Genomic DNA, 16,257 nt, shown 5'->3' on the forward strand with positions numbered 1-16,257 from the left:
TAGGCGGCATCGTCGGCGAGATGCACCTTGCCGATGCCGGCGACCGTGGCGGCCTGGTCGGCGACGGCCTGGCAGCCGGAACCCGCGACGATCGCATGGACCTCGCCGAGCTTCGACGCGGCCGTCACCGCGGCGAGCGTCGCATCCTTCATTTCGCTATTGTCGTGTTCGACCCAGACGAGCGTTTTCATATCTCTATTCCTTCAATCCTATTCCGTTAGGGCTGAGCTTGTCGAAGCCCGCCTCTCCGCCGATAACCACCCTTCGACAAGCTCAGGGCTGACGGTGTGGGTCAGGCGACTCCCATTTCTTTGAGTTTCGTGACCAGCGCATCGACATCCTCGAGGATCTCGCCGGCTTCGCGCTTCGGCGGCTCGGAGACGTTGCTGGTCGTGAGGCGCGGCGCGGTATCGACGCCGTAATCGCCGGGGCTCTTCGTATCGAGCGGCTTGGACTTCGCCTTCATGATGTTGGGCAGCGAGGCGTAGCGCGGCTCGTTGAGGCGCAGGTCGGTGGTGACGATCGCCGGCAGGTTGAGCTTCACGGTCTGGAGGCCGCCGTCGATCTCGCGCTTCACCTCGACGCTGCCGTCGCCGACCTCGACCGTGTTGGCGAACGTGCCCTGGCCCCAGCCGAGCAGCGCGGCGAGCATCTGGCCGGTCTGGTTCGAATCGTCGTCGATCGCCTGCTTGCCGAGGATCACGAGACCCGGCTGCTCCTCGTCGACGATGCCCTTGAGGATCTTGGCGACCGCCAGCGGCTCGACCTCGTCATCGGTCTCGACCAGGATCGCGCGGTCGGCGCCCATGGCGAGCGCGGTCCGCAGCGTTTCCTGCGCCTTGGCCGGACCGATCGACACGGCGACGATTTCCTCGGCCTTGCCGGCCTCTTTCAGACGGATCGCCTCTTCGACGGAAATCTCGTCGAACGGGTTCATCGACATCTTCACATTGGCGAGATCGACGCCCGAACCGTCGGCCTTGACCCGCGGCTTGACGTTGTAATCGATCACCCGCTTGACGGGCACGAGTATTTTCATCTGACTGCTTCCTTGCTTTTTCCGCTGTTGTACCAGCGTCCTTCTAGTTTCCGTTGGCCCGCTGCCCGAGTTCGTCGGCGCGCTGTTCCAGCTCGCGGGCATGGCGATCGGCCGCGTCGCCGATTTCGGCGGCCCGCCGGTCTGCCTCGGCGTCGAGCTGGTCGAGCCGCTCGCCGAGCCGGCCCGCGGCCTCGTCGGCCCGCCGGTCCAGCTCGCCGCCCAGCATGTCGGTCGCCGCCGCGCCTTCCTCGATCCGCGTCCGGGCTTCGGCCGAAGCTTCGTCGATCCGCGTCCGGGCTTCCTCGGCCAGCCGTTCCTGCTCTGCGCGCGCCTCGGCCGCGATATCCTCGATGGTTTCCGAGGCCGAGCAGCCGGCAACCGCCAGCGCGCCGGCCGTGATGATCATCAGTCGAATCGTCATCGTCATCCTCCTTGGCCCCGCATTCCGCTCTTTACGTTCACGTAAACGTCACTATCATGCTGCACTGCAAAAATCCAGTGCCCTATTTGCGGACCTGCGCCACGATCTTGCGCGCCGCGTCGCCCAGATCGTCGGCGCTGACGATGGGCAGTCCGCTATCGGCGAGAATCTCCTTGCCCTGCGCGACATTGGTCCCTTCCAGACGAACCACCAGCGGCACGTCGAGTTCCACTTCCTTGGCCGCGGCGACGATACCCTCGGCGATGATGTCGCAGCGCATGATCCCGCCGAAGATGTTGACGAGAATGCCCTCGACCGCCGGGTCCGACAGGATGATCTTGAACGCCGCGGTCACCTTCTCCTTCGACGCGCCGCCGCCGACATCGAGGAAGTTGGCCGGAAAGGCGCCGTTCAACTTGATGATGTCCATCGTCGCCATGGCGAGGCCCGCGCCGTTCACCATGCAGCCGATATTGCCGTCCAGCTTGATATAGGCGAGGTCGTGCTTCGAGGCCTCGAGCTCCATCGGGTCCTCTTCGCTCTCGTCGCGCAGTTCCGCCCAGTCGGGATGGCGGAACTCGGCATTGGGATCGAAGCTCATCTTGGTGTCGAGCACGAGCAGCTGGCCGTCATCGGTTTCGACGAGCGGGTTGATCTCGAGCATCGAACAATCGAGCTTGACGAAGGCCTCGTAGAGATTGCCGGTCAGCTTGACGCACGCATCGGCGAGATCGCCCGATAGCCTGAGCGCGTCCGCCGCCTTGCGGCCGTCGGCCTCGGTGAAGCCGGCGAGCGGATCGATGGTGATCGTCGCGATCTTTTCCGGCGTGTCGTGCGCGACCGCCTCGATATCCATGCCGCCTTCGGTCGAGACGACCATCGCGACCCGGCCCGTCGCCCGGTCGACGAGCAGCGCCAGATAATATTCCTCTTTGATGTCGACGCCGTCGGTGACGTAGAGGCGGTTCACCTCCTTGCCCGCTTCGCCGGTCTGGACGGTGACCAGCGTGTTGCCGAGCATCTCCTCGGCGTCGTGCCGCACATCGTCGACCGATTTGGCGAGCCGCACGCCGCCCTTTGCGTCCGGGCCGAGTTCCTTGAACCTGCCCTTGCCGCGCCCGCCCGCATGGATCTGCGCCTTCACGACGTAAAGCGGCCCGGGCAGCTGTTCGGCGCCCGCCACGGCTTGCTCGACGCTGGTCGCCGCGATCCCCCGGGGCACCCCGACCCCGAACTTGGCGAGCAGTTCCTTGGCTTGATATTCGTGGATGTTCATGGCGGCAAAGCGCTCCTGACAGGCAGATGGAGTCGGAAAGGTTCGACGCGGCTAAAGCATAGTCGGGCGGGCATGAAAAGGGTGGCAGCGCTTCAAAAACCCGATTGCCCTGAGCCTGTCGAAGGGCTGCCTTTCTTTTTTGACCGAAGAAAGAACAGGGCTTCGACAGGCTCAGCCCAAACGGATTTTAAGTATAGCTCCCCTCGCACTTCGCATCCGGCATCGCTATATCGCCCCCATGCACTGGTCGCTCGGCATCCTGCTCTTTTTCGGCACCGTCCTGTTCATGGAGGGCGTCGCCTATGTCGCGCATCGCTGGGTGATGCACGGGTTCGGCTGGTTCCTGCACAAGAGCCATCACCGGCCGCGCACCGGCAACTGGGAACTCAACGATTTATACGCGCTGATCTTCGCGATTCCGTCCTTCGTGCTGCTGCTCGGCGGCGTGCAGCTCGGCTGGTGGCCGGGCTTCACCTGGATCGGCGCGGGCATCGCCGCCTATGGCGCGATCTATTTCGGCTTTCACGATATCATCGTGCACAAGCGGCTGAATCACCGCTACATCCCGAAATCCAATTACATGAAACGCATCATCCAGGCGCACCGGCTCCACCATGTCGTCGAGACGAAAGACGGCACGGTCAGCTTCGGCTTTCTCTACGCGCCCAAGCCCGAAGCGCTGAAGGCCGAACTCAAACGCCGCGGCCATGAAGGCGTGCGCGCCCCGGTCGGCACCTTCCGCGAGGGCGACCGGCAGCCGGAGAGCATCTAGAGGGCTCCAACCCGTCGGCGCTTGTCCCTTCGAACGGGCGAGCCAACGAAGCCCTCCCCTTGATGGGGGAGGGTTGGGTGGGGGTGAGCCATCGGCACGCGATGGCGTCTGCGGACAGGTCACCCCACCCCTGACCCCTCCCCATCAAGGGGAGGGGAACGCTCGTCCTTGTCCGAAAGGGATGAGCCCCAACCCTACCCCATCGACAGCCGGTGATTGCCGTACTGGCTCGGCAGCAGCCCGAGATAGCGCACGACGCTCTTGCGCATCCGGTAATGCAGCAAAATCCCGATCAGCCCGCTGCCGACGACCGCGACGAACAGCGCGGCGAAGAAGCTGTCGGCGAAATAGGCGGCAAGGGTCGCCGCCAGCACCAACAGCGCGATAACCCGGCCATGATGCGGATTGCTGATCGTGTAGGACAGCCGCCCGGTACCCGCGAGCGGCAGCTCGAACCGGACGGCCCTGGCCATCCGCACGGAGAAATCGCGCTTGCCGCGCGTGCGCCGGACCTCTGTGCGGAAGCGCTCGAACCAGCCCATGTTGCGCCGACCGCGCAGTGGGACTGCGGAGAAGATCGCAAAGCCGTCCGCCGCCAGCGCGTTTGGCAACCGCTCGCGGATCGCCGCTACGATACCCGGACGCTCGATCGTCAGATGGCCGTTGAATTCCATGTAGCTCTCTATCCATCCGTCATTGCGAGGACCCCGGACTTGATCCGGGGGACGAAGCAATCCAGAGCGGCTGTCGACATCGCTTGCTGCTCTGGATTGCTTCGCTACGCTCGCAATGACGTGGGGTTTTTCATATCCGGATCAACCGTCATGCTGCGGAACGATATGCCTCGCGATTCAATGCCTGGCGCCAGCTTCTGAACAGCCAGCCGAGCTTTTCGCGCCGCGTCGTATAGACGCGTTCGTCGAGCGCCGCCGCGCCCCGCGCGGCCACCTTGCGCGCGATATCGCCATAGATGCCGGCCGCGGCGAGCACCGCCCAGGCCGAACGGAAGGGAAGCGCCGGCGTGCCGCGGCGGGCGCTCTCCTCATAATGGCCGGCGCGCCGGGCAAGCCGCCGCGCCAGTTCCGCGAGCGCCGGGCGATGGGCCGGATCCATCAGCCGCGCGGGATCGATGTCCTTCTCGGCGAGCCAGTCGCGCGGCAGGTAGCAGCGCCCGTTCCGCGCGTCCTCGCCGATGTCGCGCGCGATGTTGGCGAGCTGGAAGGCGATGCCGAGATCCCGGGCGCGGCCGAGCGTCGCCGCGTCGCCGGGCGCCACGCCCATCACGAGCGCCATCATCTCGCCGACGACGCCCGCGACATGATAGCAGTAGCGGATCAGGTCGTTGCCGTCCTGCGGCGCCCAGCCCTCGGCATCGAGCGCGAAGCCGGCAATATGATCGTCGATCATCGGCCGGGGAATGCGGCATTCCTTCGCCACCACGGCCAGCGCGTCGAAGCTCGGATCGTCCGTCGCCCGGCCGGCCAGGGCGGCCGCCGTCTTCGTCCGGATCTCGGCCAGCCGCGCCACCGGATCGGCGACGGCCGACATGTCGTGCCCCAATGCCTGCCCGTCGGCGAGATCGTCGCAGCGGCGGCACCAGGCATAGAGCAGCCAGGCCCGCTCGCGCGTTTCGGGATCGAACAGCTTGGAGGCCATGGCGAAGCTCTGCGATCCCCGCCCGATCGCCTCGCGGGCCTGGGCGACGAGGGTTGCGCGATCAGGCATGTGAGATGACTGATCTCTTTGTCAGACCTCGGCTTCGCCTCGGCGCCGCGCTCGACCGACAGGTCGAGTCTAACAAGAAGAATCGCGGATATCGGATCCAGTGGCGCATCAGCTTTTCACCGCGCCATATCCTCCAGCATCAGCCCGGCCGTCGCCTTGGCGCTGCCGACGACGCCCGGAATACCGGCGCCCGGATGCGTGCCCGCGCCGACGAAATAGAGATTGTCGACGATATCGTCGCGATTGTGGACGCGGAAATAGGCGCTCTGCGTTAGGATCGGCTCGAGGCTGAAGGCGCTGCCCTGATGGGCGTTGAGATCGGTCGCGAAATCCTTGGGGCTGTACCAGAATTTCGTCTTGATCCGCTCCTTGAGCCCCGGGATCAGCCGCGCCTCGATATGGTCGAGGATGCGGTTCGCATATTCCTCGCCGATCCGGTCCCAGTCCGCCGGGAACTTGCCGAGATGCGGCACCGGGGCGAGCGCGTAGAAGGTCGAACAGTCCTCGGGCGCCATCGACGGATCGGTGATCGTCGGATGGTGGAGATAGAGCGAGAAATCCTCGGCCAGCACGCCATGATCGTAGATGTCCTTCAGGAGCCCGTGATAGCGCGGGCCGAACAGGATCATGTGGTGCGGAATGCCCGGCCAGGTCCCCTCGACCCCGAAATGCAGGACGAAGAGCGAGGGCGAATAGCGCTTGCGCATCAGGCTTTTCGTCGCGCGCTCGCCGCGCCGGGTGCTGGTCAGCAGGTCGCGATAGCTGTGGACGATATCGGCATTGCTCGCCACCGCGTCGAAATCGTCGCGCCAGCCGCTTTCGCAGGCGAGCCCGGTCACCCGCTCGCCCTTGGTCTCGATATCGACGACCGGGTCGCCGATCCGCACCGTGCCGCCGATCCGCTCGAAATGCGCGACCATGCCGGCGATCAGCCTGTTGGTGCCGCCCTTCGCGAACCAGACGCCGCCGTCCTTTTCGAGCTTGTGGATCAGCGCGTAGATCGAACTCGTCTTCATCGGGCTGCCGCCGACGAGCAGCGTGTGGAAGGACAGCGCCTCGCGGAGCTTCTCGTTCTCGACGAAGCTCGCGACCATCGAATAGACCGAGCGCCACGCCTGTTTGCGCGCCAGCGCCGGCGCCGCCTTGAGCATCGACTTGAAATCGAGGAACGGCACGTCGCCGAGCTTCAGATACCCTTCCTCGTACACCCCGGCCGAATATTCGAGGAAGCGGCGATAGCCTTCGACATCGGCCGGATTGAGCTTTTCGATTTCCCTGGTGAGATCGACCTCGTCGTTCGAATAGTCGAAATTCGTGCCGTCGGGCCAGTTGAGCCGGTAGAAGGGAAAGACGGGTTCGAGCGCCACATCGTCCTTCATGTCCGCGCCGGTCAGTTCCCAGAGCTGGGTCAGGCAATCGGGATCGGTGATCACGGTCGGCCCGCCGTCGAAGACGAAGCCGTCGCGCTCCCAATAATAGGCGCGGCCGCCAGGCTTGTCCCGCCCCTCGATCACGGTCGTCTCGATGCCCGCCGATTGCAGGCGGATGGCCAGCGCCAGTCCCCCGAACCCCGCGCCGATTACGGCTGCCTTGGTCATGTGTGTCCGCTCTTTCGTGTCTTGCTCTTGATGATGGCTTTGACGCCACGGCTAACCGGGATAGGCGGCCTTCCGGATACGATGCGCAGCTTGTCGGTCCAGCGGCTGCGCCCCGCATAGAAGCGCGATATAAGGGCGGGCTTCAGCCGATAAAAGCGTTCGAGGATTTTATATCGGTCCGACGTGTCGGCGCCGTAGAACAGCATGCTGTCCAGCATCCGGTAGAAGCTCGCGTCGCGCCAGCCCTGCGCCGCCCGCGCGAACAGCCGCCCGTGCAGTTCCGCGCCCGGCAGGTCCGCATGGCCGGCGATGAAGAGCGCGCTGCGCACCGCCTCGGGCAGCGAATAGCCGGTCACCGGATGGAACAGGCCGGCGCGCACCCCGGCCTTGGGCACCGCGCCGGTCGAGCGCCAATATTCGCCGAACGACCCGTTGCAGACGACGGGGAGGACGCCCTTCTCGCGATGGACGATCTCCGCCACCGACCAGCCCTGCGCCGCGGCATAGGCGAGCGCGCGGCGCTCCACCGTCTCGGCGTCGAGCGCGGGCCCGTCGCTGTAATAGGTGTCCTCGACGAAGAGGCGCGTCGGGCCGAACGGCAGGACGTAGACGAAGCGATAGCCGTCGATCTGCTCGACCGTCGCATCCATGATGATCGGGCGCGCCAGATCGTGCGGCGCGGCGAGTTCGAGCTCCAGCCCGACGAATTTCTGCCAGCCCGCGTCGAGCGTCTCGAGATCGCCCGCGCCGCGGCAGTCGATCACCGCGCGCGCCGCGATCTCCTCGCCGCCGTCGAGCGTCACATGGTCCGCGCTCGCCGTCGCGACCGCCGCGCCCGTCCGGATCGCATCGCCCGGCAGCGCGGCGCGCACGACCGCGTCGAACTGCGCCGACCGGATCGAATGATAGGCCATGGCGAGCGTGCGCCGGTGCGCGGGAAAGCGCACCTCGTAATCGTCCCAGCGATGGGTGATCAGGGGTTCGAGCAGCGCCATCCCCTCCGCGCCGACATCGCCCTCGAAGAAGGACCAGACATGGTTGCCGCCGAGCGTGTCGCCCGCCTCGATCAGCCTGAGGCGGATATCGGGCCGCGCGCGGTTCAGCGCCAGCGCGATCAGCCCGCCGGCGAGACCCCCGCCGAGGATAGCGATGTCGCAGTCGAGATTATGGCCGGACCCGGCCCGCGCTTGACCCATGGCGGGCGCAATACCGAAAAGCCGGCGCGGCGAACAGCCTGTAACTGGGGACAGGGCGCGCCCGATCGCCACTTGCGCAATCGGCCGATCGCGCTATGCCGTTCCGCGAATGGCGATGCCGGGCGACCGGCGGCGCCGTTCATGCGCGCCGGTAACGGGAATGCGGTGCGGACCTTCGGGGCCCAAATCCGCAGCTATCCTTGTAACTGTAAGCGGCGAGCGCAGCCTGCACGCGGCCCGGACGGGCGGCGGCCACTGGGGAAACCTGGGAAGGCGCAGGAGGCGTGACGACCCGCGAGCCAGGAGACCGACCGACGCGCGTCGCTCTTGCCGGGCTCAAGGATTGGCCAGGCGCGGAACGGTTTCTGTCTGAGCGACATGAAGCGGCCGGGGCCGCTTCGGCCTGTACGGGCGGGCGCTGCATGCCGCTTCCCGGACAGGACGGCCGCGCATCGGCGCGGAGGTCCCGCCGGTATCGCTCGGCATGCGGAGACCGAAGACCCATGACTATCCTGACCAGAAGCGTTGCCCTGTCGGCATTGCTCCTCCCGGCCGTCGCCGCCGCGCAGGCCGGACCGCCGGACGGCAATCGCGAACAGCTCGTCGTCACCGGAACCCGGGCGCCCGATCCCGTGCCCGCCGACCGGATCGGCGCCGCTCTGACCGTGATCGACGACGAAGCGCTGACCCGGCGCCAGGCGCGCGAGATCGCCGACATATTGCGCGACGTGCCGGGCCTCGCGGTATCGGGCATCGCCGGCCAGACCCAGGTCCGCATCCGCGGCACCGAGGCCAATCACACGCTCGTCCTCATCGACGGCATCGAAGTCTCCGATCCCTTTTTCGGCGAGTTCGATTTCGGCAGCCTCGCGATCGATTCCGCGGCGCGGATCGAGGTGCTGCGCGGCCAGCAAAGCGCGCTCTACGGCTCGGATGCGATCGGCGGCGTGATCCATTACATCACTTTGTCCGGGCGCGAGGCACCGGGCCTCAGGCTGCGCGCCGAGGGCGGCTCGTTCGGCACGTTCAACGCCGCCGCGCGCTATGCGGGGGTCGCCGGCGATCTCGACTATGCGATCTCGGCGACGCATCTCGGCACCGACGGCACGGTCGGCACGCGCGGCGGGACGCGCACCCTCGACAAGACGACCGACAGCGTCTCGGTCAACGCGCTCTGGACGCCCGCGCCCAACGCCCGGCTCCGCTTCGTCGGCCGCTGGTCGGACACCGACAGCGAGTTCAACAACCAGGATTTCACGCCCGGCAGCCCGACCTTCGGATTCGCCGTCGATTCGCCCGGCACCCATGTCTCCAATCGCGGGCTCTATGCGCTGGCCGGCGGCGAGGTCGACCTGCTCGACGGCCGCTGGACCCATGCGCTGACCGGCCAGATCGCCGATATCGAGCGCGACGGGTTCGGCAACGATGTCCGCGATTCGGGCAGCGAAGGGCAGCGGCTCAAGGCCTCCTACGTGTCGAGCCTGCGCCTCGGCAGCGAAGCGCTGCGCCATACGATCACCTTCGCCGGCGACTGGGAGCGCGAGCGCTTCCGCAACACGACGCCGGGCGGCTTCGCCTTCACCGGCCGCCGCCAGATCCGCAATCTCGGGCTCGTCGCCGAATATGGGCTGGTCGCCAATGACCGGCTGGCGCTCGGCGCGGCGCTGCGCTTCGACGACAATTCGCGCTTCGACGACACGCTGACCTACCGCGTGCAGGGCAGCTACCGCTTCGATTTCGGCCTGCGCGCCCGCGCCGCCGCCGGTTCGGGGATCAAGAATCCGGGTTTCTTCGAGCTGTTCGGTTTCGTCGACGGCCGCTTTATCGGCAATGCGGCCCTCGCGCCCGAACGCTCCGAAGGCTGGGAGATCGGGCTCGAACAGGAGCTCGCCCAGGGCGCGGTCACGATCGGCGCGACCTATTTCGAAAGCAGGCTGGAAGACGAGATCTTCACCGATTTCCCGCCGCCCGACTTCCTCGCCACCCCGGCCAACCGCACGACCGAATCGCGCCAGCATGGCGTGGAGACCTTCCTGCGCGCCCGGCTCGGCCCGCAATGGCGGATCGATGCGGGCTATACGCGGCTCACGGCGCGGGAGAACGGCGTGCGCGAGCTCCGGCGGCCGCGCGACACGGCCAATGTCGCGATCGCCTGGACCGCGCCTGAAGAGCGCGGCGGGCTGGCGCTGATCGTCCGCCACAGCGGATCGCAGACCGACAATGCCTTTCTCGACCCCAGCTTCGTCCCGACCACGGTAACGCTCGACGCGTTCACGCTCGTTTCGCTCGCCGGTTCGCTGCGGCTGGCCGAGGGCGTCGAGCTGACCGCGCGCGTCGAAAATCTGTTCGACGAATCCTACGAACAGATTTTCAGCTTCGCCAATCCCGGCATCGGCGCCTTTGCCGGCCTGCGCGCGCGTTTCTGATGGGCGACGCACCGCGCATCGTCTCGCTGCTGCCGAGCGCGACCGAAATCGCGGTGGCGCTCGGCCTGGGCGAGGCCCTGGTCGGGCGCTCGCACGAATGCGATTTCCCGCCGTTCGTGAAGGAGCTGCCGGTCTGCACCTCGACGCGGCTCGAAAAGGGGCTGCGCTCGGTCGAGATCGACCGGCGGGTGCAGGAGATCGTCACCCAGGGACTCTCGATGTACGAGGTCGACGCGCCGCTGCTCCGCCGGCTCGCGCCCGACATCATCCTCACCCAGACGCAATGCGCGGTGTGCGCGGTGACGCCCGACGATCTCGAAACCGCGCTCGCCGACTGGATGGGCGATCCGCCCGCGCTGGTCTCGACCGCGCCCGACGCGCTCGGCGATGTCTGGGCCGATATCCGCGCGGTCGGCGCGGCGGCGGGCCGCAACGCACAGGCCGACGCGCTGGTCGGCGACCTGCGGGCGCGGCTAGCCCATCTCATCGCGCGCCGGCCGCCCGGGCAGGCCCGGCCGCGCATCGCCGCGATCGAATGGTTCGACCCGCTGATGGTCGCGGGCAACTGGATTCCCGAGCTGATCTCCATCGCCGGGGGCGATCCGCTGTTCGCGAAGCCGGGCGAACATTCGGCCTTTCTCGACTGGGACGAGCTGGTCGCGGCCGATCCCGACCTGCTGATCCTGATGCCGTGCGGCTACCGGATTCCGCAGAGCCTCGCCGATATCGAGGCGGTCGCCGGCGATCCGCGCTGGACCGCGATGCGCGCGGTCGAGACCGGCCATGTCTATATCGCCGACGGCCATCATTTCTTCAATCGGCCGGGCCCGCGCATCGTCGGATCGGCCGAAATCGTGGCCGAGATCGTCGCGGCCTGGCGCGGGCAATCGAGCGAGCGATCCGAACACTGGATACCAATGACTTCAAGGTGAGCATCGTCATTGCGAGCGGAGCGAAGCAATCCAGAGCAGCAGGCGCTATCGCAGGCGGCTCTGGATTGCCGCGTCGCCCCGAACACGTTCGGGCCTCCTCGCAATGACGGCCAAGCCCGATTGCCCAAGGGAAACGTCGTGCGGGATACGCTATACCCGGTGACGGGGCCGCGCTATGAAGCCCCGCATGACCGGCAGCCTCACCGCCATCCTGCTCTCGGCGCTCGCCATGACGCTGATCGTCGGGCTGCGCTATCTCGCCGCGAGCGGCTTTTTCGCCTGGCTGACGGGCAGGGTCCGCCCCGGCCTCTATGCGCGCCTGCGCCCGCAGATCGGCCGCGAAATCTATTGGTCGCTGCTGAGCGCGGCGGTCTACGGCGTGCCCGCGGGCATCGTCGCCTGGGGCTGGGACACGCGGGGCTGGACGCTGATCTACACCGATATCGCGGACTATCCGCTCTGGTACCTGCCGGTATCGGTCTTCCTCTACCTGCTCGCGCAGGACACCTGGTTCTACTGGACCCATCGCTGGATGCACCGGCCGCGCATCTTCCGGATCGCCCATGCCGTCCACCATGCCAGCCGCCCGCCCACCGCCTGGGCCGCGATGAGCTTCCACCCGATCGAGGCGCTGACGCTGGCCGTCTTCGTCCCGGCGCTCGTTTTCCTGATCCCCATCCATGCCGTCGCTTTGGCTATCGTTTTGATCGTTATGACGATAATGGGGGTGACAAATCACATGGGCTGGGAAATTTTCCCTAGGTTAATAGTCGAAGGGGTAGCAGGGCGCTGGCTGATAACGGCAAGCCATCATCAGCGGCATCACGCAGACTATAGGTGTAATTATGGGTTATATTTCCGGTTCTGGGACCGGCTCTGCCGGACGGACACGGGGCTGGGCAGCTTCGACGGCGAAAGCCGGGGCCGCGGCGGCGGCGTTTCTGCTCTTGGGCGGGGTCAGCCCGAGCGGCCAGCTTGAAGTCAATATCGAGGATCTGAGATCCGACAACGGGCTGCTCCATGTCTGCGTGACCCGCGACGCAGCCCATTTTCCCGACTGCGAAAACGACCCGGCCGCGACCAAGGAAACCTTCCGCGTCCGCGACGCCCGCACGGTGCGGTTCGCCAACCTGCCGTCCGGCGACTATGCGATCGCCATCCTGCACGACGAGAACGGCAATTCGCGGCTCGACCGGTTCGCCGGCATCCCGCGCGAAGGCATCGGCTTCTCGCGCAACCCGCGCTTCTCCTTCGGCCCGCCGCGCTTCTCCTCGGCCCGCTTCACGCTCGGCAATCGCGGCGACGTGCAGATGATCCGGATGCGCTACTTCCTCTAAGGGTCGGCGCGGAGGATGAACCGGATCGCCGCGATCGCCCTTGCGCTGCTTTTCGCGGCGCCGGCCGCGGCCGACGATGCGCCGCCGATCACCGATACGCTCGGCCTCGCCGCCCTGTCCGCAGCGATCGACGGCGGCGACTATCGCCGGATCGAGGCGATCGTCGTCGACCGGGGCGGCGAGACCCTGTTCGAGGACTATTATCGCGGGAGCGGCCCGGACTCGCGGATCGATGCGCGGTCCGCCGGCAAGTCGATCACCGCGCTCGCGCTCGGCATGGCGGTCGGGGACGGCGCGCTCGCGGGCGTCGACCTGCCGCTCCTGTCCTTCTTCGCGGCGGAAGAGCCGATCGCCCATGACGGAGACGCCAAGCGCGCGATCACGCTCCATGACGCGCTGACCATGTCCTCGGCGCTCGACTGCAATGACTGGACGATGCAGAGCCCCGGCAACGAGGAGCGGATGTACGATACGCGCGACTGGACGCGCTTCGCGCTCGATATCCCGGTCGACGAAGCGTATCGCCGCCATGAAGAAAGCGGGCAGGGCCGCTTCTCCTATTGCACGGCGGGCGTCTTCCTGCTCGGCCGCGTCGTCGAACGCGCGGTCGGCGAGCCGTTCGAGGCCTATGTCCAGCGCCGCCTCTTCGATCCGCTCGGCATCGCCGATCCCGTCTGGCGGCGCGCGCCCGAGGGCGTCGTCCAGACCGGCGGGCAGCTCGGCCTGCGCGCCCGCGATTTCGCCGCGCTCGGCCGGCTCGTGCTCGACGGCGGCGCGCATGAGGGCGCCCAGCTCGTCCCGCGCGACTGGGTCCGCGCGCTCTACCGCCCCCGCGTCCGGGCGACGCCCGACCAGTCCTATGGCTATCTCTGGTGGTTCGGCAATTTCCGCGCGCCCGGCGCAGAGCGCGACTATTCGGCGCTGATGATGTCCGGCAATGGCGGCAACAAGGTCGCGGTCTTCCCGGAACTCGACGCGGTCGTCACGATCCTCAGCACCAATTACAACCGCCGCGACATGCACGAACAGACCGACGCGCTGATCGAAAACCATATCCTCCCCGCGCTGCTCGCGGACTGCGCGGCGCGCCCGCCCTGCACTGCCAGCCCGATCCTGTCGCCCCAAGGCGGGCTGACGGCGCGGCCGGTTCGCGGCATAAGGCGGGGGTGACCGAAACGCCGCCCGATGCCGCCCCCGACGATCCGCCGCCGCCGCGCAAGATCATCCATATCGACATGGACGCCTTCTATGCGTCGGTCGAACAGCGCGACAATCCGGAGCTGAGGGGCAAGCCGGTCGCGGTCGGCGGTTCGAGCGGGCGCGGCGTGGTCGCGGCCGCCTCCTACGAGGCGCGCGAATATGGCGTGCGCTCGGCGATGCCCTCGGTCACCGCCAAGCGGCGCTGCCCGGACCTCATATTCGTGCGCGCGCGCTTCGACATCTACCGCGCGGTCTCCAACCAGATTCGCGGGATTTTCCGGAGCTATACCGATCTCGTCGAGCCGCTGTCGCTGGACGAAGCCTATCTCGACGTCACCGTCTATCGCAAGCTGCCGACCGCGACCGCGATCGCCGAGGAAATCCGCGCGCGGGTGAAGGAGGCGACGGGCCTCACCTGTTCGGCGGGCGTCTCCTACAACAAGTTCCTCGCCAAGATCGCCTCGGACCAGAACAAGCCCGACGGCATCTGCGTCGTCACGCCGAAACAGGGGCCGGCATTCGTCGCCCGGCTTCCCGTCCGCCGCTTCCACGGCGTCGGACCCAAGACGGCGGAGAAGATGCAGCGGCTCGGCATCGAGACCGGCGCGGACCTGCGCGCGCTATCGCGCGAATTCCTCGCGGCGCATTTCGGCAAGAGCGCCGGCTATTATTACCGCGCCGCGCGCGGGATCGACGACCGCGAGGTCAGGCCCAACCGCATCCGCAAGTCGCTCGGCGCCGAACGCACCTATGGCGAAGACCTGCACGATCGCGATGCGATGGTCGCCAAGCTCGAAGAGATCGCCGATACCGTCTGGGAACGCGCGGAAAAATCGGACAGCTTCGGCCGCACCGTGACCCTGAAGCTGCGCTACTCGGACTTCGAGACCCCGACCCGCGCCCGCTCGCTCGCCGCACCGGTCGCCAGCCGCGACGCGCTGCTCGCGACCGGCATCGACCTGCTCGACACCCTGATCCCCGACCCGCGCGGCGTGCGCCTGCTGGGGCTCACCATGTCGGGCTTCGGCGCGAAGGAGGAGGAGACGGCGATGGAGACCGGCCCGGCGCAGCTGGGCCTCGAACTGTGAGCAGCAGGCGCGCCGCGACGGCTCCCGCACGGCTTGACAATTGTTAATATGGAAGAAAATCTGCGCGGCGGGAAAATACAAAAGGGGGGATATCGACGATGAGAATGCCATGGGGTGCGGCCGCGTTCGGCATCATGCTGCTGACGGCCTGTTCGGAAACCGCGGCCGGAACGGATGCGCAGCCGTCCGAGGCGGACGCCGGCGGGACCGAAACGGCCGAACCCGGGCCGCCGGCGCTGGACGCCATTCTCGCGACGGACGACGCGGCCAATTGCAACTTCCTCACCGATGCGGGACGCGCGATGCTGCTCGAGGACAGTTTCCGGTTCGCGGACGAAGAGGAGATGGAGCCGGTCTCGAACCCCAGTTTCGAGGTGGCGGGCATTGCCGTCTATCCGAGCGTCATCCTGCCCCTTCCGGACGACGACCGGTATACGATTTACGTCGGCCTCGCGGGATCCTGGCTCGGCCTGCCCGTCGACGCGGTATCGTACAAATTCCTCCCGCGCACCGACATGCCCGCGGCGATGCGGGTCCATTTCGAAGCGCCGGTCGAAACGGTCGCCGCGGCGCTCGCCGATGCCGGCTATCCGGTCAATCGCGACGGCAGCATGCGGCGCACCGCGCTTGGCGAGGACGGGGTGATGTACGACTATTACGGGCTCGTCTCGTTCGTCGAGCCAGAGGGCGAAGGCAGCGTGTTCGAGTGCAACGAGGCCGGCTGGGACGAGGGCGAATGATGCACGGCGCCGGACGGGGATGATACGGTGAAACGCAGCGGAACCATCGCCCTGGTGGCGGCAGGCAGCCTCATATTGGCGGGCACGGCCGCGTTGCACTTTACCGGCTTTGCCGAGATCGCGGCCTGGGTGGACGGGCTTGCCGACCGGTCCTTCTTCGCCCGCGCCATTCCGACGATCTGGCTCTTTCCCTCCGTCCACTGGCTCGCGATCGCGATCGGAGCGCTCGCCGCCGCCTGGTTCGGCCTGGCCTCGCTCCGGGCGCTGCTGTTCGGCTGCGCGCTTCTGCTCGCGGCGGATGCGGCGCTGATCTACGGCGCGGTCGGCCCGTTCATCGGCAGCGCGACTTTGCTGGCCGCCGCCGCGTTCTACGCCGTCGCCGGGTTCGGGGCCAAGCCGGCCGATTGAGACCCCCGAGCGCGGGATCGCACTTTTCGCGGAACGCCGGCATTTGACTCATGTCAATGCGGGCCGCCATGCTGCGCAGCAAAAGTGCAGCATCGAGGG

General features: G+C 67.1%; 16 protein-coding genes, 1 pseudogene and 1 riboswitch. Of the genes and pseudogenes, 9 read left to right on the plus strand and 8 right to left on the minus strand.

Annotated features, from left to right (window positions below):
- The 4 genes and pseudogenes from ACTS1X_RS01510 to sucC form a co-directional block, all read right to left on the minus strand.
- Positions 1–191: pseudogene (locus tag ACTS1X_RS01510) on the minus strand (electron transfer flavoprotein subunit alpha/FixB family protein); the annotation flags it as partial.
- Between the two features lie 101 nt (positions 192–292).
- The gene (locus ACTS1X_RS01515) at positions 293–1,039 is read right to left on the minus strand and encodes an electron transfer flavoprotein subunit beta/FixA family protein (protein WP_442612624.1); all 747 of its coding nucleotides are present in this window, start codon (positions 1,037–1,039) and stop codon (positions 293–295) included.
- Positions 1,040–1,082: 43 nt separating this feature from the next.
- The gene (locus tag ACTS1X_RS01520) at positions 1,083–1,460 is read right to left on the minus strand and encodes a hypothetical protein (RefSeq protein WP_442612625.1); all 378 of its coding nucleotides are present in this window, start codon (positions 1,458–1,460) and stop codon (positions 1,083–1,085) included.
- Between the two features lie 82 nt (positions 1,461–1,542).
- Positions 1,543–2,736, minus strand: coding sequence for an ADP-forming succinate--CoA ligase subunit beta (gene sucC / locus ACTS1X_RS01525; RefSeq protein ID WP_442612626.1), 1,194 nt, complete (start codon positions 2,734–2,736; stop codon positions 1,543–1,545).
- Positions 2,737–2,974: 238 nt separating this feature from the next.
- Here sucC and ACTS1X_RS01530 point away from each other — a divergent pair, with 238 nt between their 5' ends.
- Positions 2,975–3,508 (plus strand): sterol desaturase family protein, encoded by a 534-nt coding sequence (locus ACTS1X_RS01530; RefSeq protein WP_442612627.1) that lies wholly within the window; start codon positions 2,975–2,977, stop codon positions 3,506–3,508.
- A 194-nt stretch (positions 3,509–3,702) separates the two neighbouring features.
- Here ACTS1X_RS01530 and ACTS1X_RS01535 read toward each other — a convergent pair whose 3' ends face one another.
- From ACTS1X_RS01535 to crtY, 4 genes are all read right to left on the minus strand, one after another.
- The gene (locus ACTS1X_RS01535; RefSeq protein WP_442612628.1) at positions 3,703–4,182 is read right to left on the minus strand and encodes a hypothetical protein; all 480 of its coding nucleotides are present in this window, start codon (positions 4,180–4,182) and stop codon (positions 3,703–3,705) included.
- Positions 4,183–4,330: 148 nt separating this feature from the next.
- A complete protein-coding gene (locus tag ACTS1X_RS01540; RefSeq protein WP_442612629.1) occupies positions 4,331–5,233 on the minus strand; it encodes a phytoene/squalene synthase family protein in 903 nt (300 codons plus the stop codon).
- Between the two features lie 116 nt (positions 5,234–5,349).
- Entirely contained in the window at positions 5,350–6,831 is a 1,482-nt protein-coding gene (locus tag ACTS1X_RS01545; protein ID WP_442612630.1) for a phytoene desaturase, read from the minus strand.
- A complete protein-coding gene (gene crtY / locus ACTS1X_RS01550) occupies positions 6,828–8,027 on the minus strand; it encodes a lycopene beta-cyclase CrtY (protein WP_442612631.1) in 1,200 nt (399 codons plus the stop codon). Before crtY ends, ACTS1X_RS01545 begins: the two co-directional genes overlap by 4 nt.
- 109 nt (positions 8,028–8,136) lie before the next feature.
- Positions 8,137–8,357: riboswitch (cobalamin riboswitch) on the plus strand.
- A gap of 173 nt (positions 8,358–8,530) precedes the next feature.
- Between crtY and ACTS1X_RS01555 the strand changes: the two genes are divergently transcribed.
- The 8 genes from ACTS1X_RS01555 (at position 8,531) to ACTS1X_RS01590 (ending at position 16,158) form a co-directional block, all read left to right on the plus strand.
- Complete coding sequence (locus ACTS1X_RS01555; protein WP_442612632.1) at positions 8,531–10,453, plus strand: TonB-dependent receptor plug domain-containing protein; 1,923 nt, start codon at positions 8,531–8,533, stop codon at positions 10,451–10,453.
- Positions 10,453–11,385, plus strand: coding sequence for a cobalamin-binding protein (locus ACTS1X_RS01560; protein WP_442612633.1), 933 nt, complete (start codon positions 10,453–10,455; stop codon positions 11,383–11,385). Before ACTS1X_RS01555 ends, ACTS1X_RS01560 begins: the two co-directional genes overlap by 1 nt.
- A gap of 187 nt (positions 11,386–11,572) precedes the next feature.
- Positions 11,573–12,364: a sterol desaturase family protein gene (locus ACTS1X_RS01565; protein ID WP_442612634.1), complete on the plus strand. Its 792-nt coding sequence runs from the start codon at positions 11,573–11,575 to the stop codon at positions 12,362–12,364.
- Positions 12,333–12,722, plus strand: coding sequence for a DUF2141 domain-containing protein (locus ACTS1X_RS01570; protein WP_442612635.1), 390 nt, complete (start codon positions 12,333–12,335; stop codon positions 12,720–12,722). Before ACTS1X_RS01565 ends, ACTS1X_RS01570 begins: the two co-directional genes overlap by 32 nt.
- A 15-nt stretch (positions 12,723–12,737) precedes the next feature.
- On the plus strand, positions 12,738–13,892 hold the full coding sequence (locus ACTS1X_RS01575; RefSeq protein ID WP_442612636.1) for a serine hydrolase domain-containing protein: 1,155 nt from the start codon (positions 12,738–12,740) through the stop codon (positions 13,890–13,892).
- A complete protein-coding gene (gene dinB, locus ACTS1X_RS01580) occupies positions 13,889–15,010 on the plus strand; it encodes a DNA polymerase IV (protein WP_442612637.1) in 1,122 nt (373 codons plus the stop codon). The genes ACTS1X_RS01575 and dinB overlap by 4 nt, the downstream gene beginning before the upstream one ends.
- 98 nt (positions 15,011–15,108) lie before the next feature.
- A complete protein-coding gene (locus tag ACTS1X_RS01585) occupies positions 15,109–15,750 on the plus strand; it encodes a hypothetical protein (protein ID WP_442612638.1) in 642 nt (213 codons plus the stop codon).
- Positions 15,751–15,777: 27 nt separating this feature from the next.
- Positions 15,778–16,158: a hypothetical protein gene (locus tag ACTS1X_RS01590; RefSeq protein WP_442612639.1), complete on the plus strand. Its 381-nt coding sequence runs from the start codon at positions 15,778–15,780 to the stop codon at positions 16,156–16,158.
- Positions 16,159–16,257: the final 99 nt, after the last annotated feature.

This window comes from Parasphingopyxis sp., from assembly GCF_052168275.1.
Lineage (GTDB): Bacteria > Pseudomonadota > Alphaproteobacteria > Sphingomonadales > Sphingomonadaceae > Parasphingopyxis.

Excerpts from the sequence above, each read along its gene's own strand:
- ACTS1X_RS01515 (WP_442612624.1), bottom strand. The coding sequence starts at position 1,039 with ATGAAAATACTCGTGCCCGTCAAGCGGGTGATCGATTACAACGTCAAG.
- ACTS1X_RS01520 (WP_442612625.1), bottom strand. The coding sequence starts at position 1,460 with ATGACGATTCGACTGATGATCATCACGGCCGGCGCGCTGGCGGTTGCC.
- sucC (WP_442612626.1), bottom strand. The coding sequence starts at position 2,736 with ATGAACATCCACGAATATCAAGCCAAGGAACTGCTCGCCAAGTTCGGG.
- ACTS1X_RS01530 (WP_442612627.1), top strand. The coding sequence starts at position 2,975 with ATGCACTGGTCGCTCGGCATCCTGCTCTTTTTCGGCACCGTCCTGTTC.
- ACTS1X_RS01535 (WP_442612628.1), bottom strand. The coding sequence starts at position 4,182 with ATGGAATTCAACGGCCATCTGACGATCGAGCGTCCGGGTATCGTAGCG.
- ACTS1X_RS01540 (WP_442612629.1), bottom strand. The coding sequence starts at position 5,233 with ATGCCTGATCGCGCAACCCTCGTCGCCCAGGCCCGCGAGGCGATCGGG.
- ACTS1X_RS01545 (WP_442612630.1), bottom strand. The coding sequence starts at position 6,831 with ATGACCAAGGCAGCCGTAATCGGCGCGGGGTTCGGGGGACTGGCGCTG.
- crtY (WP_442612631.1), bottom strand. The coding sequence starts at position 8,027 with ATGGGTCAAGCGCGGGCCGGGTCCGGCCATAATCTCGACTGCGACATC.
- ACTS1X_RS01555 (WP_442612632.1), top strand. The coding sequence starts at position 8,531 with ATGACTATCCTGACCAGAAGCGTTGCCCTGTCGGCATTGCTCCTCCCG.
- ACTS1X_RS01560 (WP_442612633.1), top strand. The coding sequence starts at position 10,453 with ATGGGCGACGCACCGCGCATCGTCTCGCTGCTGCCGAGCGCGACCGAA.
- ACTS1X_RS01565 (WP_442612634.1), top strand. The coding sequence starts at position 11,573 with ATGACCGGCAGCCTCACCGCCATCCTGCTCTCGGCGCTCGCCATGACG.
- ACTS1X_RS01575 (WP_442612636.1), top strand. The coding sequence starts at position 12,738 with ATGAACCGGATCGCCGCGATCGCCCTTGCGCTGCTTTTCGCGGCGCCG.
- ACTS1X_RS01585 (WP_442612638.1), top strand. The coding sequence starts at position 15,109 with ATGAGAATGCCATGGGGTGCGGCCGCGTTCGGCATCATGCTGCTGACG.